Below are 21987 nucleotides of genomic sequence, written 5' to 3'. Positions count from 1 at the left end.
ACGCCCTCAGTGGGTGACGCGCAGCTTGGACTGCTTGTGCCGGGACCGCTCCCAGTCGTCCATGAACCTGGCCTTCAGGCCGTACCGCTCGGCGAGCCGCACCAGCGTCTCCGTGCGGTAGTAGAAGTCCTCGCGCAGCACGTGGTGCTCGGCCTTCTCCGTACGGTCGAAGGTGAAGTCGAAGAAGCCGTCGGGGTGCAGGACGCGTCCGACGTGCCGCAGGCACTCGTCGATCACCTCGATCGGGCTGTGGGAGAAGACGCTGTGCGCGTGGACCACGGTGAAGTGCGCGTCGGGGAGGAAGCCGAAGGTCAGGTCGTTCACCAGGGTCAGGTGCGGCAGCCGCGCCTGCAGCCCGCGCTGCGCGACCGTGTCCGCGGCGGCCAGCAGGATCTCCGGCGAGATGTCGATCCCGTGGTAGTGGCCCGGCTCCAGGTGGTCGATCAGCCGCCACCCCAGGCGCAGGTTGCCGCAGCCGATGTCGAGCACGCGGTCGCGCGGCGTCAGCCCGTGCCGGACCAGGTAGTCGAACTGCAGCTTTCCGATCCGCAGCCAGCTCTCCCTGCCGTGACTGCCGATCGCGGCGTCCGCGTTCATCTCCGCGATGTCGGCCCGCATCACCTCCCGGTAGTACGAGACGTGGTCGGCGGTTGTCAGCCGCAGCCGCGTGTCGCGGGTCATCCGCCGCAGATGCGGCCAGACCTTTGCGGGATGACGCAGAGCGTAGGCCACCTGGTAGCTGAGACGTGACCGCGGCCTTTTCACGTATGGCTGTCGCTGCATGCCCCAACGGTAGGCGCGTGGCAGGCGAGGTCATTCGGTTTCACGTACGGCATCAAGGAATTTTTGCCCGGAAGAATTTCGCGGCCGCGGCGGGATTCCCGGAGATCTCGAATGAGGGTGCGCCGCATTTTGGGCGAAACGCGGTGAATTCTTGCCCTCGATGCCACTGAGGGTTGAATTCCGCCGTGAGAGACTTTCTCACAAGCGCCCGCCTCGCCGGGCGCGACCCCGCGGCCCATCGCCAACAAAGCCGCCCGGTGTTGTGATGGCGAAAAACCGCATGAAGCCCGCCCTCCTCGTTCTTCGCGACGAGGAGGGCGGTGCCGCGTACGGACGGTTCCGGGAAGTTCCGGGGCTCAGCCGGCGGCGACCAGCGGCGAACCCGACTGTGAGGCACCGGACTGTGACGCACCGGACGGTGCCGGACCGGATGACGGCGGACCGGCGGGCTTGGGCCTCGTGTAGCCCGCGGGCCGCAGCGCTCCGGGGTCGTCGTGCGTCACCGGCAGCAACGGCATCACCTGGGTGCCGAACCGGTAGGTCTCCTCCAGCAGCGGGTTGCCCGAGACGATGAACGAGTCGATCCCCAGGGCGTGGTACTCGCGGATCCGGGCGGCGACCGACTCGGGGCTGCCGACCAGCGCCAGCCCGGGACCTCCCCGGATCAGGCCGAAGCCGGACCAGACGTTCGGGTAGACCTCCAGGTCCCTTGCGAAGCGGGGTTTGACGCCCTTGTGGAACGACAGTTGCCGCGCCTGCCCGACCGACTCCTGCCGCCCGGACTCCGCCTGCACCCGCGCGACGACGTCGTCGTCCAGGTGGTCGAGCATGTCCTGCGCGGCGGCCCACGCCTCCTCGTCGGTGTCCCGGACGATGAGGTTGAGGCGGATGCCGAAGCGGAGGCTCCGGCCGTGCCGCGCCGCGCGGGCGCGGACGTCCGCGATCAGTTCGGCGGTCTCGGCGGGCGGCTCGCCCCAGGTCAGGTAGTTGTCGATGTGCTTGGCGGCGACGTCGCGGGCGATCGGCGAGGCGCCGCCGAACCACAGCGGCGGGTACGGCTGCTGGAGGGACAGGAACGCCGCCTCGGCCCCGCGGATCTTGAGGTGCTTACCGTCGAAGTCGACCCGTTCCCCGCGCATCAGCGCCCGGTAGACGGTGAGGAACTCGTCGGTGTGCTCGTACCGCTCCTCGTGCTTGAGGTGCACGCCGGCGGCCTCCAGCCCGGTGTGGCCGCTGACGACGTTCAGGACGACCCGGCCGCCGGAGTTCTGGTCGAGCGTGGTCGCGAGCTTGACCAGCGACGTCGGCGTGTACACCGAGGGGTGTACGGCGATCACGAACTTCATCCGCCGGGTGGTCGGGACCAGCGAGGCCGCCGTGATCCAGGGGTCCATGCCGCTCGTCGGCTGGGTGGCCAGCAGCGCCCCGTAGAAGCCGTTGACGTCGATCGACTTCGCCCACGCCTGGACGTACTCGAAGTCGACTCTGCGCCTCCAGGCCGGGTCCCAGGGATAGCGGCCGTCGCCCGCGATCAGGTACCAGAGGATCTCCAGGCGGCGCTCGGGGAGCGGCGGGAGGGAGCCGGGGTCGGTCATGAGTTCGCTCCTGCTGTCGTGCTCCGGCTCATCGGACGATCGGCTTCGAGCCGCCCAGGGGTGCGGCGAGGATCTCCAGGGCCGCCGCCTCCTCGATCGTGGCGACCAGCCGCGCCGTGCTCAGCGGGCCGTCGTCGAAGGCGAGCAGCCCGTGGTTGGCCAGCAGCACGGCCCTGGTGTCCGGGTGTTGTTCCAGGAGCGCGGTGATCGAGGCGCCGAGATCTCCGTTGTTGCGCGCGCGGTACGGCGCGCAGGGGATCTCCACCGTCTGCCCGCGGTTGACCAGCGGCTCGTAGTTCGGCGGGATGGGCCGGTGCGCCAGGGCGAACGCGGTGGCGTGGAGCGAGTGCGTGTGGATGACCGCGTGCACGCCGGGGCGGGCATAGGCCAGGGTGTGCATCTGAAGGACCTGCCGCACCCCGGGGCCGAGCCTCCCGGCGACCAGGTCGCCGTCCAGCGTCACCACGCCGAAATCCTGCTCGGAGATGTCGGCGGGCAGCCCCTTGGCGTTGATCAGCACATGCCCCGGGGAGCCCGGGAGCCGGACGCTGGCGTTGGCCGAGTAGGGGTTCCGCAGCGCGCCCAGCTGGTGCAGCAGGTGCACGGCCTTGATGAGGTCGGCGCGCACGGCCGCGTCGGCGCCGGTCAGCACGACCTCTCCGGCGGTGAGCCAGCCGTCCTCCCGGACGGGGCTCGTCAGTGTCGACGTCATTGGTCTTCTTTCTTTCTCGTGGATCTCAGTCCTGGGCGCGGGTGGCGCCGAAGTGCCAGTGCAGGATCCGTCTCTCGACGAACAGGAACGCGAAGTTGAGGAGGTAGCCGAGCATCGCGATCGTCGCCGCGCCGACGATCAGGTCGGTCACCAGGAAGCTCTGCTGCTGGATCATCAGAAGGTGGCCGAGCCCGTCGTTTCCGGCGATCATCCCGACCACCACCGAGATGACCAGCGACGCGGCGAGGGCCGAACGGAGGCCGACGAAGATGGCCGGCGCGGCGGCCGGGATCACGACCTCGGCCATGGTCTGCCGCCAGGTCAGCCCGAAGGTGCGGGCGGTGTCCATCATCGTGCGCGGGGTGGAGCCCGCCCCCGAGTACGCGTTCAGCAGGATGTGGAAGAACGCGGCCAGCGCGACCACACTGATCTTCATCGCGTCGTCGATGCCAAGGTAGAGGATGAGCAGCGGGATCACCGCCGAGATCGGCATCGGCCGCAGCAGTTCGAGCGGGGGTTCGACCAGCACGTAGACGAACCGCACGCGGGCCATGAGCACGCCGACGGCCACCGCCAGGACGGCGGCGATCGCGTATCCGATCAGCATCGTGCGCAGCGTCTGCAGGATCGCGGCCGGCAGCGGCCCGCCGAGGATCTCGCTCCACCATTTGGCGGCGACGTCGGTCACGGTGGCGTACCTGGGCGACGGATGGGTGGAGGCGTAGCGCTGCCAGGCGAGCAGGACGCCGGCGAAGACGAGCCAGCCGAAGAACCTGCTGCGCAGCGCGCGCGGCAGGCGGCCCGCCCGCCGGGGCGTCGTCACGGTGGAGTCTGTGGCCATCGGCCGCGTCCTTTCAGTCCAGCACCAGGTTCAGCAGGTCGCGCCGGTGCCGGAGGAAGTCCGGCAGCTCCCGGGTGGTCACCTGCTCGCGCGGGCGGGGCAGGTCCGTGCGCACGTCCGCGAGCACGCCGTGGCCCTCCGGGTGCAGCACCACGACCCGGTCGGCGAGGTAGACGGCCTCGTCGATGTCGTGGGTGACGAACAGCACGGTCACCCCGGCCTCGGCCCAGGCACGCAGGATCACGTCCTGCAGCGTGGCCCGGCTCAGCGCGTCCACGCCGCTGAACGCCTCGTCCATCAGCAGCAGCCGGGGCCCGGCGGCCAGCGCCCGGGCGATGGCCGCCCGCTGCTGCATTCCGCCGGACAGCTCCCAGGGGTAGCGGTCGGCCGCGTGACCGAGACCGACCAGGTCGAGGTAGTGCGCCACCAGCGCGTCGTGGTCCCCCGCCGGGGCCGCGTACGCGTGCCGTAGGCCGAACCGGACGTTGCCCGCCACGGTCTTCCACGGCAGCAGGGACTGCGCGTAGTCCTGGAAGACGCAGCGGGCCTGCCGCGGCGGCCCGTCGATCGGCTGCCCCGCCACCCGGATCTCCCCCGCCGACGCGGGGAGCAGCCCGCTGAGGAGCCGCAGCAGCGTGGACTTGCCGCAGCCGGAACGGCCGACCACGGCGACGAACTCCCCCGCGCCGACGCGCAGGGACAGGTCGCGCAGTGCGGTGACCTCGCGCCGCCGGCCGCGGTAGGTCATCCGGACGTCCTCGGCCTCCAGCAGGGGCGCGGGACGTCCGGCGCCGCCGGCCGGGGACGCGACCGATGCCGCCGATGCCGAGGATGTCACCGATGTCGTCGAAATCGCCATCCGAAGAGCTCCCAGCGTTCGTCGTGAGGTCAGGGATTGGCGGCCGTGGCGGTGGGCCACAGGTAGGGCGTGAGGTCGATCGCCTGCTTCAGCGCGCCGTACCGCGCGCCGATCTCGATCCACTTGTTCTCCGCCGCCACGTCGAACGGGCCGCGCAACTCGCCGCTGGTCGCCGCCGAGGCCTTCTGCAGGGCGCCCGGATACTTGGACTCCAGCTTGCCGACGTCGGCGCCGCCGTACTTCACCAGCAGGGTGTTCTGCTCCAGCGGGGCGACCGACTGGAACGCGGTCACCCCCTGCCGGACGGCCCGCACGAAACGCTTGATCAGGTCGGGGTGGGCCTCGGCGTACGCGCGCTTGGCGCCGTAGCCGGAGGTCGCCGCGCCGTCCGGGACGCCGGAGTCGAACGCGCCGGCCACCGTCAGGCCGTACTGCGCCTGCCAGGCGGTGACGTACGCCCCGCTGGTGGCCGCCGCGTCGAGCGTGCCCTGGGCGACCAGCCCGCCGGAGGTGGTGCGGTCCTGCACCGTCGTGTACTTCGGACCGTTCGGGTCGAGCCCCTGGTCCTCCAGCCACTTCTTGATCTGTACGGTGGTCAGCGCCTGCGCCGGGACGCCGAGCTTCCGGCCGGCCAGGTCCTTCGCGGAGGTGATGCCGCTGCCCGGCTTGGCCACGATGACGTTGACCGGTTGACCGGGCTTCAGGGCGTTGGCCGGATTGATGATCGTCAGCTTGAACCCCTGCTGGATGGCGGAGGTCCAGGCGAAGATGTCGGCCCAGGCGATGTCGATGGACCCGCCCTCGGTGGCCGCCACCAGAGCGGGACCGCCGCTGAGGGTCACGAGCTCGACCTTGATGCGCTCCTTGGCGAAGAACCCGTTCTCGATAGCGGAGTACACGCCGGGGGGCGATCCGGCGATGACGCCGACGCGGACGGTGTCGACTCCCTGCCCGGAGCCCTGCCCGGTCTCGGACGACGCCGCGGGACCGCCGCAGGCGGCCAGCAGCGCGCCGAGGGCGGCGACCGCCACCGGGAACACGAGGCGGCGGACGGATGCACGTCCGGCGGGGCGGGCCGCGGAGCCGGGGCCGCCGGGCGTGGGTGTGCTGATCACTGCATGGCCTTTCGGGTCAGTCCCGCCGGGAGACGCGTTCGTACGCGAGCCGCAGCGGGTCGGGGTCGATCCAGGAGTCGAGGTCGAAGTCGGCGCTCAGGAAGCCGTGGCGCTGGAGGAACGCCTTCTGTGTCCGCAGCAGGTCGACGCGCTCGTCGTCCAGCGTGGGGTGCAGGGTGCGGTGGAACCCGTCGCGGTAGGCGAGGAGCACCCCGTCGGCGCCGGAGCCGGTCTCGGCGGCCAGCACCTCGCGAACGCCCTCCAGGTCGCCCGCCGCCCAGTCGGCCGCGCGCAGCGACTGGACCAGGAACTCGACCACGAGCTCGGGCCGCGACCGCAGCAGGTCCTCGTGCACGGTGATCGGCCGCGGGGTGCCGTTGTTCACCCTGGAGCGCCGCGCAGGCAGCGCGTCCAGGTCGATGCCGACCACGGCGCCGCGGAGGCGGGCCTCCTCCAGCGCCGCGGCGCCCTTGGCGTACACCGCGTCGACGCGGCCGGCGGCGAGCGCGTCCAGTTCGGGGAAGCGCGGCGCGGCCCGCTCGGCGCGGACGCGCCCGGGAGGCACCACCGGGTCGAGCGGCAGCTCGACGAACTCGACGTCGTCGAGCGACAGGCCCGCGAGGCCGAGCGCGCCCTTGAACCCGTGCAGGGCCATGGCGCGGGCCATGCTGGTGTCCCTGGTCGCGGCCCAGCCGGGAACCGCGACCCGGGCGCCGCGCAGGGCGGCCGGCGAGTCGATCGCGGAGTCCCCGCGGACCACGATCGACTGTCCCTCGTCGATCCAGGTCAGCCCGATCAGCCGGGTCCTGGCGCCCTCGGCGCGGGCCGCGATGGCGGGGACGTTCCCCCCTTCGCGGATCAGGCCGACGAGGTCGTGGTCGTAGTGGTGCCTGGCGATCTCCAGGGGCGCGTCCTGCAGGACCCCGATGTCGACGCCCAGGTCCGCGTAGCGGCCGGCCAGCCAGCCGAGCGCGTGGGCGAGTCCGCTCGCCGTCGGGACCGGACAGCGGGTGAACCAGAGGGTGTCCACGGACTGGGCCGTGGACGGCAGGGTCGCGGGCGTGGTCGTGGGCATGGTGCGCCCCTTCCCGCACTGCGCGCCTCAGGGGCGGCAGGCATTTCCTAGTAACTCTGCCGGAATACTAGGTTGGGAGGGACGATCTAGGCAAGTCGCCGCAAATAAGACACTGGAACGAGTGCGGTGGCGCGGCCGGGCCGTTACGGCCGGGCGGCCGGACCGGTCACGAGAGCGGCACCGAGGTCGACTCCCGCACCACGAGCCGGCACGGGTGGGCGTGGCGGCCCGGGGAGGGGGAGCCGTTGATGGCCGCCAGCAGCATCTCGGCCGCCGAACGGCCGAGCCCTTCGAGGTTCAGGTCGATGCTGGTCAGCGGCGGCTGGCTGGCCTCGGTCATGACATCCCAGTTGTCGAAGCCGATGAGGGCGACGTCCTGGGGAACCCGGCGCCCGGCGGCCCGCAGCGCGTCGCAGACGCCCCGGGCGATCTGGTCGTTGCCGCAGAAGACGGCGTCGAACTCGGTCCGGCCGGCCAGGAGGATGCCGACGGCCTGACGTCCCCACACCTCGCTCCACCCGCCGAACAGCGGTGGAGCGACCAGGGACAGCCCGGCCTCGGCGAGCCGCTCCGTCGCCGCGGCCGCGCGCACCCGGGCGGAGTCGTGGTGCTCGGGTCCCGTGATGTGGGCGATCCGGGTGCGCCCGACGGCCAGGAGATGCTCGATCGCCTTGCGCGCGCCGCCCGCCTCGTCCGGGACCACCGAGCAGTCCTGGGGGTCGGAGGAGCTGATGAAGGCGTAGACCACGGGCACCGGCAGGTTGGCGCCGATGGGCGCCCGCGCCTCGGTGCGCCGGCCGGTCACGATCATGCCGTCGACCCGGCGGCTGAGGAGGGTCTTGACGTAGTACTGCTCGCGGATGGGGTCGTCGCGCCCGTCGCAGAGGAAGACCGACATCTCCCCGGCGCCCAACGCGTCCTCCGCGCCCATCAGCACGGGGATGCTGAACCGCCCGATCGTGTCGGTGGTGATCATGCCGACCGTGTAGGTGCGTCCCGAGTGCAGGCTCCGCGCACCCGCGTTGGCCTCGAACGCCAGCTGCCTGGCCGCCTCGCGCACCCGCATCCGGGTCTCCTCGCGCAACGACCCGCGACCGTTGAGGGCCTTGGAGACCGTGCCCACCGACACCCCGGCGAGCGCCGCGACGTCGGCGATCGTGGCATGACGCTCCGACTTCCCCACGTTTCCCCCACTTTCCTTGCCGGTTGCCTGGGCCTCACTTTATAGGCCCCGCAATCGGCCGCAAGGTCACTGTAACAGCGTGGAAACAGGCTATTGACGGTCCTGATCCAGGTTGGATACCGTGACGGCAATCGTTTTCCTTCTTTCCTAATTTTTTCCTGCTGCATGTTCCTCGCCGTAACCGGGACAGGTCCTCGGCGGCGTGAAGGACGTCCCTGTCGCACGAAAGATTGAGGCATGACTCAGCAGAAGCTGTCAGACACACCCGCCGCTCCCGGCGTCCACCCGATCCAGGCGCCGGCCCCCTCCGTCCCCGACGGCGCCACGGGGCCGGTCGCTCCGGGGCCCGGGGCGATCGCCGCGCTGTGGCCGCTGGGTCCGGACCAGGTCCGTCTCGATCCGGACGGCCTGCTTGGGCGGTGGCAGCGGCGCAACGCCGCGGTCACGCTCCCGCACTGCGTGGACAACCTGCACGGTGCCGGGAACATCGGCAACCTTCGCGCCGCCGCGGGAGAGGCGGATGAGGCGTTCGCGGGCATGTGGTTCGCCGACTCCGACGTCCACAAGACCCTGGAGGCCGCCGCCTGGGAGCTCGGGCGCTCACCCGGTGACGCCGGGCTGCGGTCGTTCGTGGACGACACGGCCGCGTTGCTCGCCCGCGCCCAGCAGCCGGACGGCTACCTCAACTCCTACTTCACCGTCGCCGCGCCCGAGGACCGGTGGCGCAAGCCGGAGTGGAGCCACGAGCTGTACTGCGCCGGCCATCTCATCCAGGCCGCCGTGGCCGCCGCCAGGACCGGTGTGAGTCCCGGCCTGGTGACCGTCGCCCGCCGTTTCGCCGACCTGCTGGTGGAGCGCTTCGGGCCGGGCGGCGCCGACGAGGTCTGCGGGCACCCGGAGATCGAGACCGCCCTGGCCGAGCTGTACCGGCTGACCGGGCACCGGCCCTACCTGGACCTGGCCCGCCGGTTCCTCGACCTGCGCGGACGGGGGCTGCTCGGGCCCGGCCGGTTCGGCCCCGTCTACTACCAGGACCACGTGCCCGTACGCGAGGCCGCGGAGGTCGCCGGGCACTCCGTACGCCAGCTCTACCTCCTGGCCGGGATGGTCGACGTCGGCGTGGAGACCGGCGACCGCACACTGCTCGACGCCGCCGAGCGACTGTGGGAGGACGCCGTGCGCCGGCGCACCTACGTGACCGGGGCGCACGGGTCGCGCCACCGCGACGAGGCGTACGGCGATCCGTACGAACTGCCGCCGGACCGGGCGTACGCCGAGACCTGCGCGGCCATCGCGAGCTTCCAGTGGAACTGGCGGCTGCTGCTGGCGACCGGCCGCGCGCGGTACGCCGACGAGATGGAACGGGCGCTGTACAACGCGGTCGCCGTCGCCGTGTCCCACGACGGCAGGCACTTCTTCTACTCCAACCCCCTGCAGCTGCGCACGGGGCACACGGGCGCCGGAGAGGAGTCGGCGGCACGGCGGCTGCCCTGGTACACCTGCGCCTGCTGCCCGCCCAACATCGCCCGGCTGATGGCCTCCCTGCACGGCTACCTGGCCACCGCACACGAGGACGGCCTGCAGATCCACCTGTACGCCTCGGGCAGCGTGGACACCGAGGTCGCGGGCTCCGCCGTACGGGTGGACATGCGCACCGAGTATCCCTGGCGGGGCCGGATCGAGCTGACCCTGGACGGTGCCGCGGCCGTCCCCTGGACCCTCGCGCTGCGCGTGCCGGAATGGTGCGAAGCGCACACCGTACGCATCGACGGCGGCCCGGTGATAGCCCCCGTCCGGGACGGCTACGTACGGCTCACCCGGGCCTGGGCGCCGGGCACGAACGTCGTCCTCGATCTGGAGATGCCGGTCCGGCAGGTGAGCGCGCACCCACGGGTGGACGCCGTACGCGGCTGCGTGGCGCTGGCCCGCGGGCCGCTCGTGTACTGCCTGGAGCAGGCCGACCTGCCGCCCGGCGCGGTCATGGAGGACGTGCGGCTGGACCCCGCGGCACCGGCCGTCGCGGACCGCCGGGAGGACCTGCCGGAGTTTCCGGTCGTGCTCACCGCCGGCGGCACGCTCGCCGACACCGGCGACGCGCTCTACACCGCCGCGAGCGGAAGGGGGCGCCGCGGCACCCCCTTCACGCTCACGGCGGTGCCGTACTTCCTGTGGGGCAACCGGAGCGAGGGCCCGATGCGGGTCTGGATTCCGATCGCCGCCTCAGGATGACCGCGCGGGCCGCGCCTGGCACGCGGCCCGCGACAGCCGATGGGAACCGCCCGCGGCTCGCCTCGCCGGACTCGGGGCGGGTGGCTCCGCTTCACCTCCTGCTCTCCCCCCTCAGGCGCAGAATGCGGACCCGCGCCGGTGGAAGAGATGACATCGGCCGGACGCCGGCCGTCGAAAGGAAGAACGATATGGAAAGCCTCGACAGGGGCCGGCGCGCCACCGGCCTGGGCCTGGCGGCTCTCGCCCTCGCGGGCGGACTGACCGCGTGCTCCGGGTCGTCCGGCGGCGGTGACGGAGACACCGCCTCGGCGGGCGCGAGCCAGGCGGCCGCCGGGGGCGGGACCTACACGATCTGGGACCCGTACCCGCAGTTCGACGACTCCTCCGACTGGGTGAAGCTGCTCACCCAGTGCGGCACCCAGGCCGGCGTGACCGTCAAGCGGACCGGCTACGACACCACCGACCTGACCAACAAGGCGCTGCTCGCGGCGCAGCAGGGCAACTCGCCCGACGTGCTCATCGTGGACAACCCGGTCGTCTCGACGCTGGCCGAGGCGGGGGTGCTGACCTCGACGGACGAGACGAAGATCGACACCTCGGCCGTGTCGCCGAACCTGCTGGCGGCGGGCCAGATCGGCGGCAAGACGTACGGCATCCCGATCGGAGCCAACACCCTCGCGCTGTACTACAACAAGGAGGTGCTGAAGAAGGCCGGGGTGGAGGCCGACGGCATCAAGGACTGGGCGTCGCTGACGGCGGCGCTGGAGAAGGTGAAGGCGGCCGGCAAGAAGGGCATCACGTTCTCGGCGATCGGCACCGAGGAGGGCAGCTTCCAGTTCCTGCCGTGGTTCTGGGGCTCCGGCGCGAACCTCACCAAGCTCGACTCCCCCCAGGGCGTGGCGGCGCTGTCGCTGTGGGCCGACTGGGTGAAGAAGGGGTACGCCCCCAACTCCGTCATCAACAACACGCAGACCACGAGCTGGCAGGAGTTCGCGACCGGCGACTTCGCCTTCGGCGAGAACGGCACCTGGCAGCTCGCCAACGCCAAGAAGGCCGGCTTCGACTACGGCATCATCCCGATCCCCGCCAAGGACGGCGGCACCGCCCCCGCGCCGACCGGCGGCGAGTTCGTCACGATCCCCGCGCAGAAGGACGCGGCCCGTTACGCGACGACGCAGAAGCTCGTGACCTGCCTGGCCAGCACGGACAACTCCCTCAACACCACGACCACGCTCTCGTACATCGCCCCGACGGAGGCGGTGCAGGCCAAGCAGGTCGAGCAGAACCCGGAGCTCAAGGTGTGGGTGGAGGCGGTCAAGGCCGCCAAGGGCCGCACCAGCGACAACCTCGGCACGAAGTACCCCAAGATTTCCGAGCCCATGTGGAAGGCGATGCAGGCCGCGCTGAGCGGATCACAGCCGCCGCAGGAGGCGCTGACGGCCGCCCAGGGCACGGCGGCGAGCGCCACCCAGTAGGCACGCACTCAGCAGGCACGCAGTCAGCAGGCGCGCATCGAGCAGGCACAGTGCGCGCGGGCCCCAGGAGCAAACCCGCGCGCACGTCCCCGTCCCGCGGACGTCAGACGAAGGAAAGCATGAAACACGCGACACAGACGCCGGCCGCGCCCACGGCGGACGACGGGCGGGAACCGGCACCGGCCGGGGCGGCCGGGGGCGCCCTCCGCCGGATCGTACGGCGGCCGGGACAGCGGGCACCGGGAAAGAGCGCGCCAGGAAAGAGTGCGGCCGGGCAGTGGACGGCGTGGGCGTTCCTCGCGCCGGTGGTGATCTATCTGCTCGCGTTCTACGCCTATCCGCTGTACCGGAACGTCGACCTGAGCCTGCGTAACTACACCGTACGGTCGTTCGTGCAGGGGGACGCGCCGTTCACCGGGCTCGCGAACTACGCGAAGGCCGTGGGCGACGCCACCTTCGGACCGGCGTTGTGGCACACGGTGGTGTTCACCCTGGTGTCGCTGGCCTTCCAGTTCACCATCGGGCTCGCCCTGGCGGTGTTCTTCACCCGGCACTTCCGGCTGTCGGCCACGTTGCGCGCGCTGTTCCTGGTGCCGTGGCTGCTGCCGCTGATCGTGTCGTCCTCGACCTGGTCGTGGATGCTCAACAGCGACTCCGGTGTGGTCAACGCCGTCCTGCACGCGTTCGGGATCGGACCGGTCAACTGGCTGACCTCACCCGACTGGTCGCTGTGGTCGGTGACCATCGCCAACATCTGGATCGGCATCCCGTTCAACCTCGTGGTGCTGTACAGCGGCCTGCAGGCGATCCCGTCCCACATCCACGAGGCGGCGGCCCTGGACGGCGCGAGCGGCTGGCAGCGGTTCTGGCGGGTGACCTTCCCGCTGCTGCGGCCGGTCTCGGCGATCACGCTGCTGCTCGGGCTGGTCTACACGCTGAAGGTGTTCGACATCATCTGGATCATGACGAAGGGCGGGCCGAGCGACGCGTCCACGACGCTGGCCACCTGGTCGTACCGGCTGGGCTTCGGCAACCTGCTGCCCTCCTTCGGCCCCGGCGCGGCGGTCGGCAACCTGCTGATCGTGATCGCGCTGGTCTCCGGCCTCGTCTACATCCGCGTACAGCGAAGGCAGGCACTGGCATGACGGCGAACCGGCGCACCTGGTGGCACACCGGCCTGGGCGTGGTGTTCACCGCGCTCATGCTGTTCCCGGTCTACTGGATGATCAACGTGTCGTTCACCCGCGACCAGGACATGCGCAAGTCGCCGCCGGACTGGTTCCCCGTGAACGGGACGCTGGAGGGCTACCGGGCCGTGCTGGAGCAGCAGGGGCCCTACCTCGCCACCAGCCTCGTGGTGGGGCTCGGCACGGTGGCGCTGACCCTGGTGATCTCCGCTCCGGCCGCCTTCTCGCTGGCCAGGCTGCGCCCGCGCGGCGGCGGCGTGCTGAGCTTCCTGCTGCTGGTCGCGCAGATGATCCCCGGAGTGATCATGGCGATGGGGTTCTACGCGATCTACCTGAGCACCGGGGTCCTGAACACCGTGCCGGGGCTGATCCTGGCCGACTCCACCCTGGCGGTGCCGTTCGCCGTGCTGATCTTCACGACGTTCATGTCCGGGATCCCGGAGGAGCTGTTGCAGGCCGCCCGGGTGGACGGCGCGGGGGCGCTGCGGACGTTCTGGTCGATCGTGCTGCCGGTCAGCCGCAACGCGGTCATCACGGTGTCGCTGTTCGCGTTCCTGTGGGCCTGGTCGGACTTCGTCTTCGCCAGCACCCTCGACCAGGGCGGCGACCACCAGCCCATCACGCTCGGCATCTACCACTACATCGGCAACAACAACCAGCAGTGGAACGCCATCATGGCCACCGCCGTGATCGCCTCGATCCCCGCCACCGTGCTCCTCGTCCTCGCGCAGCGCTACGTCGCCGCGGGAGTCACCGCCGGCGCCGTCAAGGACTGAGGAGTCCCCTCCGCCCGGCCACCTCGCAAGCCATCCTCGACGATCCCCTGCTTCCCGCGGGCCGAACGGTCCCCGGAGCCACGCGCCCTCTTGGAGGACGTGCCGCATCATGCGTGACGATGTTAGCGATAACATCGTCCGGCTGATACGGCCCGGCCCCTCCGAGACGACGCGTAACGCAAGTGTGAACGACCCCCTCGTTCACGAACGCAAAGGAGTAGTACGCATGTCTCGAGCGGCATCCCCCCCGGAAAGGGCATCGGCCCCGCGCCTTCGCCCGAACCGGCGCCAGGGCACTTCCCACCAGGCAGCGGTTCTGGTGGCCGCGCTCACCATCGCGGCCGCGGGGGCCGCCCTCCCCGCCTCGCCCGCGTCGGCCGACCCGGCCCCCGCGGCCACGCTCGTGGTGAAGGCCGACCAGCCCTTCCGCCCGGTCACCCACGTCGCGACGGGGTCCCTGTACGGCCTCGCCGACGACGCGACGCCCTCCGACGCCCTGGTCAAGGCCATCAAGCCGAACACGTTCGTCCAGATGGCCGTGGGCGGCAGGCAGCAGGCGAAGGGCGACGTGCTGGTGGTCGCCGACAAGGCGGCCAGAGCGGGCGCGAAGGTCGTGAACCGCCTGTCCGACTACTACGCGGGCTGGCCGTACCAGTTCAGCTGGAACACGTGGCCGACGGTTGTCGAGCAGCAGGTCAAGGCCGTCCAGGCCTCCGGCGCGACGAACATGGCGGCGTGGGAGCTGTGGAACGAGTCGGACAACACCTGGCTCGCGTCCAACGGCACCTACGAGGACTTCTGGACGAAGACCTTCCGCCAGGTGCGGTCGCTCGACCCGACCACGCCGATCCAGGGCCCGAGCTTCTCCGACAACATCAACGACATGGAGAAGTTCCTCAGGAACGCGGTCGCGACCGACACGGTCCCCGACATCCTCGCCTGGCACGAACTGATCAACTCGGGCAAGATCGTGACTGACCTCGCCAAGGTCAACGCCATCATGAAGGACCTCGGCATCAGCCCGCGCCCGATCTCCATCGAGGAGTACGCGGCGCCCTCCGAGGTCGGCATCCCGGGCTCCCTGGTGGGGTACATCGCGAAGTTCGAGCGATACGGCATCCACGACGCCGAGCTCGCGTTCTGGAACGGCTACGGCGCGCTCGGCGACCTGCTGACCGGCACCGGCGGAAGCCCGAACGGCGCCTACTGGCTCTACAAGTGGTACGCCGACATGAGCGGGGACATGGTCACCACCACCCCGCCCAACGCCACGACCGGCCTCGACGGCGCCGCCGCCGTGCCCGCCGACAAGAAGCAGGTCAGCGTGGTCTTCGGCGGCGGCAGCGGCGCCACCGCCGTCAAGGTCGACGGGCTGGACAAGCTCGACCTGGGCGGAACGGTCCACGCCACGCTCGAGTACACCCCGTCGTACGGGCGCACCAACCCCGTCGCCGGCCCGATCACCATCTCCGACACCGTCTACAAGGTGACCGACGGGTCCATCACCGTGCCGGTGGCGATGAGCTCCGCCGACGCCTACCACCTGGTGATCAGCGGCGCCGGCACGGCGACCGACCTCGAGAACACGTATCGGATCACCAACCTCAACAGCGGGCTCGCGCTCGACACCCACGATGCGGGGACGTCGGCCGGGACCCTGGTGAACCAGGCCACCGCCGCGGGCGGCGCCACGCAGAGGTGGAAGCTCGTCTCCACCGGCTCCGGCCTGTACAAGGTGGTCAACGCGGCCGGCGGCCTGGTGCTCGGGGTGAAGGACGCCTCGTCCGGCAACGGCGCGTCCGCCGTCGTGGAGACCGACACCGGCGGCAACACCCAGCTCTGGCAGGTCGTCCCCGACGGGAAGGGCCACAACCAGCTCGTCAACTACGGCACGGGTCTGGTGCTCGCCGTCGACGGCATGAGCAAGGACCCGGGCGCCCAGGTCGTGCAGTGGAACGACACCACCGTCACGTCCTCCGGCATCGGCGGCACCCGGGTGGCCGGCAAGCTCGGCAAGGCCGTCGCGCTGTCCGGGACCAACCAGTATGTCAACGTGCCGCGGGGCGCGGTGAGCGGCGTCACGGGCGACTTCACGGTCTCCACGTGGGTCAACCCGGCCAAGAACTCGACATGGTCGCGGGTGTTCGACTTCGGCACCGGCACGTCGGCCTACATGTTCCTGACGCTCAACAAGAACACCGGGCTCCGGTTCGCCATCACGACGAGCGGCGCCGGCGGAGAGCAGCAGATCAGCTCCACCACGACGCTCCCGCTCAACACCTGGTCGCTGGTGACGGTCACCGTGTCCGGCACCACCGGCACCCTCTACGTCAACGACCAGGTGGTGGGCACCAACCCCGGCGTCACCAGGCGCCCCGCCAACCTCGGCGCCACCACCCAGAACTGGATCGGCCGCTCGCAGTACGGAGGGGACCCCTACCTGGCTGCCGCGGTGGACGACTTCAACGTCTACGGCCGCGCGCTGACCGCGTCCGAGGTGGCCGCCCTCGCGGCCGGGCAGGCCGGCGCGGGCGACGTCCTGCGCTACACGTTCGACGAGAACGGAGGAACGGCCGTCGCGGACTCGTCCGGCAACGGACGCAACGCGACCCTCGTCGCCAGCCCGGCACCCGCGACGAGTGACGCCAGCGTCCCGGACCACTTCTGGACCCTCGCGCCCTACCTGACGATCAAGCACGTCTCGGTGGCGGAAGGCGCCTCCGTCTCCGGCACGCCGACCTTCACCGTCGACCTCGGCGGCGAGGCGTCCGACGTGGCCCACACCACCATCGCGCTCGTCCGCGACGGCGTCGCGCTGACCGACAACACCAAGGCGCCCGGCAGTCACGACGACGGGCTCCACCCCGACCTCGTCGTCGACACCACCGCCTATCCGAACGGCACCTACCAGCTCAGGATCGACGCGGTCGGCACGAACGGGCTGACCACCGAGCAGACCGTCTCCATCGTGATCGACAACCCGCCGGCCTGGGCCGCGAGCACGATCTACCACACCGGTGACCAGGTGACCTACCAGGGCACCGTCTGGCTCAACTCGTGGTACTCCAGGAACCAGATCCCCGGCAACCCGTACGGGGCCTGGCAGCAGATCGTGTCCACGGCGGACGGCACCCCCGTGTGGACCCCGTCACGGATCTTCCTCACCGGAGACCGGGCGGAGTACCAAGGCGTCGTCTACCAGGCGAAGTGGTACAGCCGCAACCAGGCGCCCGGCGACCCGAACGGCCCGTGGAAGCGGGTCTGACGAGGCCGACCGGCTGATATCGCGGGCCGGGCGTCCTCCAGGCGCCCGGCCCTCCCGCGACCGGCTCACCCCGGCCCCGGCCGGGGCGAGCCGGTCGCGGCCCGGGTGCGGCACCGCCGGCACAAGGTGTGATCATCGTGACGTGAGCCACGGTGGTCCGACGCGGGCCCGGCCCCCCGCGCGGCTCCGGTACGGAGAAGGAGCGGCAACTGCGATGCGGTTCGAGACCGGCGTCGACATCGACGCATCTCAGGAACGGGTCTGGCGGATCCTGACGGACGTCGTCAGGTGGCCGGAGTTCCTCCCCACCATGACCCGGGTCGCGTACGCCGTCGACGGCCCGCTGGGGCCCGGCGTCCGCGTACGGATCAAACAACCCGCGCTTCCCCCGATGGTCTGGGAGGTGACGGAGTTCACCGACGGCGCGTCCTTCACGTGGCGGGCGGCGAGCGGGGGCGTCGTCACGGTCGCGGGCCACGTGCTCACGCCCCGGCCGGGCGGCGGGGTGTCGGTCCTTCTCACGATTGCCCAGTCCGGCCCGCTGGCGCCGCTGGTGGGCCTGCTCACCGGCGGGCGCACCCGCAGGTACGTCCGCACCGAGGCGGAGAGCCTCAAGCGCCGCTGCGAGGCGGGTTCCGGCCGCTGAGCCGGCACCGGGACGAACTCCGCCCGGCCGGCGGCGCTCAACGGCGGCCGGTGGCGGCGCTCAGTCGCCGAGGACGGTGAGGTCGAGCCTGGCCAGGCGTTCGGGATCGGACAGCACGTCGATGGCGGCGATCCTCCCGCCGGTGACGGTGAAGGCCATGACGGACAGCGGCCGGCCGTTCGCCACGACGACGACTCCGGCCGCCCCGTTGACCAGGGCCGGTCGCGCGTACGGCGAGAGCGAGCCGAAGACGGCCGCCTGCGCCGCCACCTCCCGCGCCCCGGTGACGACGGTGCTGTGGCGGGCCCGCGCGACGCCGCCGTCGGACCGCAGCACGACGCCGGGGGCGAGCACGGCGACGAGCCCGTCGAAGTCGCCGTCGCGGGCGGCGGCCAGGAACGCCTCGACGACCGCACGCTGCCGGGCGAGGTCGGGATCGGGGGCGGGGGCCTGTCCCCGTACGCGCCGCCGGGCGCGGCTCGCCAGTTGCCGGGCCGCGGCCGGGGAGCGGTCGATCATCGTGGCGATGTCCTCGAAGGGCACCGCGAACATGTCGTGGAGCACGAACGCGAGCCGCTCGGCCGGAGAGAGCGTTTCGAGCACCACCAGCAGCGCGAGCCCGACCGAGTCGGCGAGCACCGCCTCGTGCTCGGGGTCGGCCCCCGACTCGGGATCGATGACCGGGTCGGGCACACGTACCCCCAGATGCTCCTCGCGCCGGTGTTCACGGGAACGCAGCACGTTGAGGCACACCCGCGCCACCACCGTCGTGAGCCACGCGCCGAGGTTCTCCACGCCGCCGGCGCCGGCGCGGCTGACCCGCAGCCAGGCGTCCTGTACGGCGTCGTCGGCCTCGCTCATCGAGCCGAGCATCCGGTAGGCCACCGCCCGCAGCCGGGTGCGGTGCTCCTCGAAACGCTCCGTCAGCCACTCCCGCTCGTCCACCGCGTCACATTCCTCTCCGCCCCGGTGTCCCTCATTGGTAGACCCAGAGGGCCCGGCCGATGTGACCGGGGCCCCCGGACCCGAGGAGTTGACCATCATGACCTCGCTCACCCTGGTCACCGGCGGCACCGGCACGCTCGGGCGGCTCGTCGTACCGCTGCTGCGGGACGCGGGCCACCGCGTGCGCGTGCTCAGCAGGAGCGCCCGCGATCACCGGGACGGCGTGGAGTTCGTGACCGGTGACGTGTCGACCGGCGAGGGGCTCGACGCCGCGGTGAAGGGCGCCGGCACCATCGTGCACTGCGCGGGCAGCGCCAAGGGCGACGAGGTCAAGGCCCGCAACCTGGTGGGCGCGGCGTCCCGTGCGGACGGGCCGCACGTCGTGTTCGTCTCGGTCGTCGGCGCCGATCGCGTCCCCGTCGTCAGCGGCGTCGACCGGGCGATGTTCGGCTACTTCGCCGCCAAGCGGGAGGCCGAACGGATCGTCGAGGGCAGCGGACTGCCGTGGACCACCCTGCGCGCCACCCAGTTCCACGAGTTCGTCTGGACGACGCTGAGCCGGCTGAGCGCGCTGCCGCCGGTGCTGCCGACCTGGGCCGGCGTACGGTTCCAGCCGGTCGACGCGGGCGAGGTGGCGGCCCGGCTCGCCGGGCTGGCCCTCGGCGCGCCGGCCGGTCTGGTGCCCGACGTCGCCGGGCCGCGCGTGTATCCGATGGAGGATCTCGCCCGCGACTACCTGAAGGCCGTCGGCAGGCGCCGGCTCGTCATGCCGATGCCGGCTCCGGGCCGGGCCGCCCGCGCGTTCCGCAACGGCGCGAACCTGCCCCTGGACGGCGCCGGCGCGGGCGGGCGGACCTGGGAGGAGTTCCTCGCCGGGCGGGCGAGGTGACGCGGCACCCGGGTCTCGTCACGTGTCGGCCGGTGAACCGAAGACGGTGGGCCGAGCGAGCTGGAAGTCGGCCGCCTGACGGGTGAACAGGCGGGCGTACTCGCCGCCGAGCGCCATCAGCTCGTCGTGGGTGCCCTGCTCGGCCACCCGGCCGTCGGCGAGGACGACGATGTGGTCCGCGCCGCGCACGGTGTTGAGGCGGTGCGAGATGAGCAGGCTCGTACGGCCGGCGCGGAGGTCGCGCAGCCGCCGGTGGACGGCGTACTCGGCGTCGGGGTCGAGCCCGGAGCTGGGCTCGTCGAGGATGAGCAGGTCGGCGGTGTCCGCGCGGAGGAGGGCGCGGGCGAGGGCGACGCGCTGCCACTGCCCGCCGGACAGGAGCACGCCCTGGCCGGGGTCCTCGTCCGGGTCGGCGGCGAAGAACCGGGACAGGATGGTGTCGTAGCCGCGGGGCAGGCCGGCGAGCCTGTCGTGGATGCCCGCCCGGCGGGCCGCCTCGTGGAGGCGTTCCGGCCGGTCGAGGGAGCCGACGTCGCCGACGGCGACGTTCTCCGCCGCGGTGAGGTCGTAGGCCATGTAGTCCTGGAACACGGCCCCTATCCGGCGGCGCAGGTCGTCGATCCGCAGGTCCCGTACGTCGGCGTCGTCCCAGCGGACGCTGCCGCGCTCGGGGTCGTACAGGCGGCACAGCAGCTTGACGACGGTGCTCTTGCCCGCGCCGTTCAGGCCGACCAGGGCCACGCTGCGGCCGTACGGGATGGTCAGGTTCAGGCCGCGGAGCACGTACGGATGGTCGGGGTCGTACCGGAACCACACGTCGCGGAGCTCGATGCCGCGCCGCAGCGGCGTGACGCCGCCACCGGTGGCGGGCTCCGGCAGGTCGGGCCCGATGGTGACGACATGGGTGTAGTGACCGGCGAGGACGAGCGCCTCGTTCAGGTGGGCCAGCTGGATCACCATGCCGGAGAGTGACGACTGGGTGCCCGCCAGGGCGGCGGTGAGCACGGCCAGGTCGCCGATGCCTGCTTGCCCCGCCGCGATGCGGGAGACCATGACGATCAGCGCCGCGCCCGCGATGACCGTGCTGAGGGCGGTGAGCGCTCCGTTGTAACGGACGGCCGCGAGGTCCACCCGGCGTTCGGCCCGCTGCTGGGCGGCCAGCTCGGTCAGCATGCGTCCGCGCAGGAAGCCGCCGATCCCGAACAGCCGGATCTCCTTGGCGGCCTGATGGTCGAGCAGCAACGCCTGGTAGAACATCCGGCGGCGCTCGGCGGGGGCCACCTCCCAGCGCAGGTGCGCGCGGCGGCGGCTGAGCCGCAACTGCATCACCAGTTCGGGTCCGGCCGCCGCGGCCACGACGGCGGCCAGCGGCGTGCTGAGCGTGGCGAGCGCGCCGAGGAGCCCGGCGATGGTGACACCGCCGCGCAGCACGCCGAGCGCCGACTCGGTGATGAGCTGCGGCGCGGTCTGCGCGGACTGCTGGGCCATCTGGAGCCGGTCGTGGAACCCGGGGTTCTCCAGCCTGCTCAGGCCCTGCATGCGGCACACGGCGGTGAACAGTTCGTCGCTGGTGCGCCAGGCGATACGGCGCCGCTGTTCCTGCTGGACGTACCCGGACAGATGGGGAAGCAGCGCGGTCAGTGCCCCGAGTGCGGCCATCGCGGCGGCCAGCGGAGCCGTCGCCGGGCCCGTGCCGGTGGTCAGGCGGTCGATCAGGAGCTTGGTGAGCCAGGTGATGGCGACGGGAGAGGCGCCGCCCAGGACCGCCATGGCGAGATGGGTGAGGGCGAGCCCGGGCCCGGCCCGCCAGACGAGCGCCAGGGTGGGTCGCAGCGGCCCGAGCCGCGCCCTCACATCGGCCATGTCAGGTCAGGGACGGCGCGGCGAGCAGCGACTCCGGCTCGTGGCCGCTGGCGGCGATGGTCGCGTCCGGGCCGACCAGGAAGAACGACGGGAACCCCGCGACCGCGAACGCGTCCGTCAGCGCGCCGCCTTCGTTCTCCACGACGACGGTGACGGCGTCGCCGAGCGCGTCGAGCAGGCCGGCGGGCTCCTCCTCCCCCGCGACGACCACCGCCAGGTTGCGTACGCCGTCGGCCGCGGCGTCGCGGGCGGTGGCGGCGAAGCCGGGCGCGTTCGGCAGACAGTGCCGGCAGTCGGTGCTGAAGAACCCGACGAGGGTGCGCCCGCCCGCGAGGTCGTCGGTGGTGACCTTCGTGTCCGCGACCGTGAGCGCGGAGAAGGCCGGGACCTCGGCGCCCACCGGGAGCCCGAAGCCGTCCCGCGCCCTCCCCGCGGGGAGCTCCTTGGTGATCTTCCGGAGTTTCCTGATGACGGCGGCGGTCAGGAGGAGATTGACCAGGACGAGCCCGCCGAGCACGATGACGGCGGCGACCAGGACGGCCATGGGCG

Annotated in this window: 18 protein-coding genes; 7 read left to right on the top strand and 11 right to left on the bottom strand. The window is 71.8% G+C overall.

What is annotated here, in order from left to right; genetic code table 11:
• Nucleotides 1-6: 6 nt before the first annotated feature.
• The 8 genes from FED44_RS20565 to FED44_RS20530 form a co-directional block, all read right to left on the bottom strand.
• Nucleotides 7-783 (bottom strand): class I SAM-dependent methyltransferase, encoded by a 777-nt coding sequence (locus tag FED44_RS20565; protein ID WP_111699228.1) that lies wholly within the window; start codon nt 781-783, stop codon nt 7-9.
• 356 nt (nt 784-1139) lie between these two features.
• Nucleotides 1140-2378, bottom strand: coding sequence for an LLM class flavin-dependent oxidoreductase (locus tag FED44_RS20560; protein WP_138461715.1), 1239 nt, complete (start codon nt 2376-2378; stop codon nt 1140-1142).
• 28 nt (nt 2379-2406) lie between these two features.
• Nucleotides 2407-3090, bottom strand: coding sequence for a class II aldolase/adducin family protein (locus tag FED44_RS20555; RefSeq protein WP_138461714.1), 684 nt, complete (start codon nt 3088-3090; stop codon nt 2407-2409).
• 25 nt (nt 3091-3115) lie between these two features.
• The gene (locus tag FED44_RS20550; RefSeq protein ID WP_111699222.1) at nt 3116-3931 is read right to left on the bottom strand and encodes an ABC transporter permease; all 816 of its coding nucleotides are present in this window, start codon (nt 3929-3931) and stop codon (nt 3116-3118) included.
• 13 nt (nt 3932-3944) lie between these two features.
• Entirely contained in the window at nt 3945-4769 is an 825-nt protein-coding gene (locus FED44_RS20545) for an ABC transporter ATP-binding protein (protein WP_244302102.1), read from the bottom strand.
• 50 nt (nt 4770-4819) lie between these two features.
• Nucleotides 4820-5905 (bottom strand): ABC transporter substrate-binding protein, encoded by a 1086-nt coding sequence (locus tag FED44_RS20540; protein WP_138461713.1) that lies wholly within the window; start codon nt 5903-5905, stop codon nt 4820-4822.
• 16 nt (nt 5906-5921) lie between these two features.
• Nucleotides 5922-6980 (bottom strand): ABC transporter substrate-binding protein, encoded by a 1059-nt coding sequence (locus tag FED44_RS20535; RefSeq protein WP_138461712.1) that lies wholly within the window; start codon nt 6978-6980, stop codon nt 5922-5924.
• A 166-nt stretch (nt 6981-7146) separates the two neighbouring features.
• On the bottom strand, nt 7147-8163 hold the full coding sequence (locus FED44_RS20530; protein ID WP_111699216.1) for a LacI family DNA-binding transcriptional regulator: 1017 nt from the start codon (nt 8161-8163) through the stop codon (nt 7147-7149).
• Between the two features lie 237 nt (nt 8164-8400).
• Between FED44_RS20530 and FED44_RS20525 the strand changes: the two genes are divergently transcribed.
• The 6 genes from FED44_RS20525 (at nt 8401) to FED44_RS20500 (ending at nt 17741) form a co-directional block, all read left to right on the top strand.
• Entirely contained in the window at nt 8401-10392 is a 1992-nt protein-coding gene (locus FED44_RS20525; RefSeq protein WP_138461711.1) for a glycoside hydrolase family 127 protein, read from the top strand.
• Nucleotides 10393-10580: 188 nt separating this feature from the next.
• Nucleotides 10581-11867, top strand: a complete 1287-nt coding sequence (locus FED44_RS20520; RefSeq protein WP_111699211.1) for a sugar ABC transporter substrate-binding protein — start codon at nt 10581-10583, stop codon at nt 11865-11867.
• Nucleotides 11868-11986: 119 nt separating this feature from the next.
• Nucleotides 11987-13012, top strand: a complete 1026-nt coding sequence (locus tag FED44_RS20515; protein WP_111699209.1) for a carbohydrate ABC transporter permease — start codon at nt 11987-11989, stop codon at nt 13010-13012.
• Nucleotides 13009-13830, top strand: coding sequence for a carbohydrate ABC transporter permease (locus FED44_RS20510; protein WP_111699207.1), 822 nt, complete (start codon nt 13009-13011; stop codon nt 13828-13830). Before FED44_RS20515 ends, FED44_RS20510 begins: the two co-directional genes overlap by 4 nt.
• 319 nt (nt 13831-14149) lie before the next feature.
• Nucleotides 14150-17095, top strand: a complete 2946-nt coding sequence (locus tag FED44_RS20505) for a LamG-like jellyroll fold domain-containing protein (protein ID WP_208759088.1) — start codon at nt 14150-14152, stop codon at nt 17093-17095.
• 214 nt (nt 17096-17309) lie between these two features.
• Complete coding sequence (locus FED44_RS20500; protein WP_138461709.1) at nt 17310-17741, top strand: SRPBCC family protein; 432 nt, start codon at nt 17310-17312, stop codon at nt 17739-17741.
• A 60-nt stretch (nt 17742-17801) separates the two neighbouring features.
• Here the strand turns inward: FED44_RS20500 and sigJ are convergent, their stop codons facing one another.
• The gene (sigJ, locus tag FED44_RS20495; protein WP_208759087.1) at nt 17802-18686 is read right to left on the bottom strand and encodes an RNA polymerase sigma factor SigJ; all 885 of its coding nucleotides are present in this window, start codon (nt 18684-18686) and stop codon (nt 17802-17804) included.
• Between the two features lie 97 nt (nt 18687-18783).
• Here sigJ and FED44_RS20490 point away from each other — a divergent pair, with 97 nt between their 5' ends.
• Nucleotides 18784-19575, top strand: coding sequence for an SDR family oxidoreductase (locus FED44_RS20490; protein ID WP_138461708.1), 792 nt, complete (start codon nt 18784-18786; stop codon nt 19573-19575).
• Nucleotides 19576-19593: 18 nt separating this feature from the next.
• Here the strand turns inward: FED44_RS20490 and FED44_RS20485 are convergent, their stop codons facing one another.
• Together FED44_RS20485 and FED44_RS20480 are read right to left on the bottom strand one after the other, a co-directional pair.
• Nucleotides 19594-21438 (bottom strand): ABC transporter ATP-binding protein, encoded by a 1845-nt coding sequence (locus FED44_RS20485; protein ID WP_138461707.1) that lies wholly within the window; start codon nt 21436-21438, stop codon nt 19594-19596.
• Between the two features lies 1 nt (nt 21439).
• Nucleotides 21440-21982, bottom strand: coding sequence for a peroxiredoxin family protein (locus tag FED44_RS20480; RefSeq protein WP_111699196.1), 543 nt, complete (start codon nt 21980-21982; stop codon nt 21440-21442).
• Between the last annotated feature and the right edge of the window lie 5 nt (nt 21983-21987).

This window comes from Microbispora triticiradicis (assembly GCF_005864065.1).
Classification (GTDB): Bacteria; Actinomycetota; Actinomycetes; order Streptosporangiales; family Streptosporangiaceae; genus Microbispora; species Microbispora triticiradicis.
Note: the sequence above shows the minus strand (reverse complement) of the source record. Positions and strands in the feature narration are given on the sequence as shown.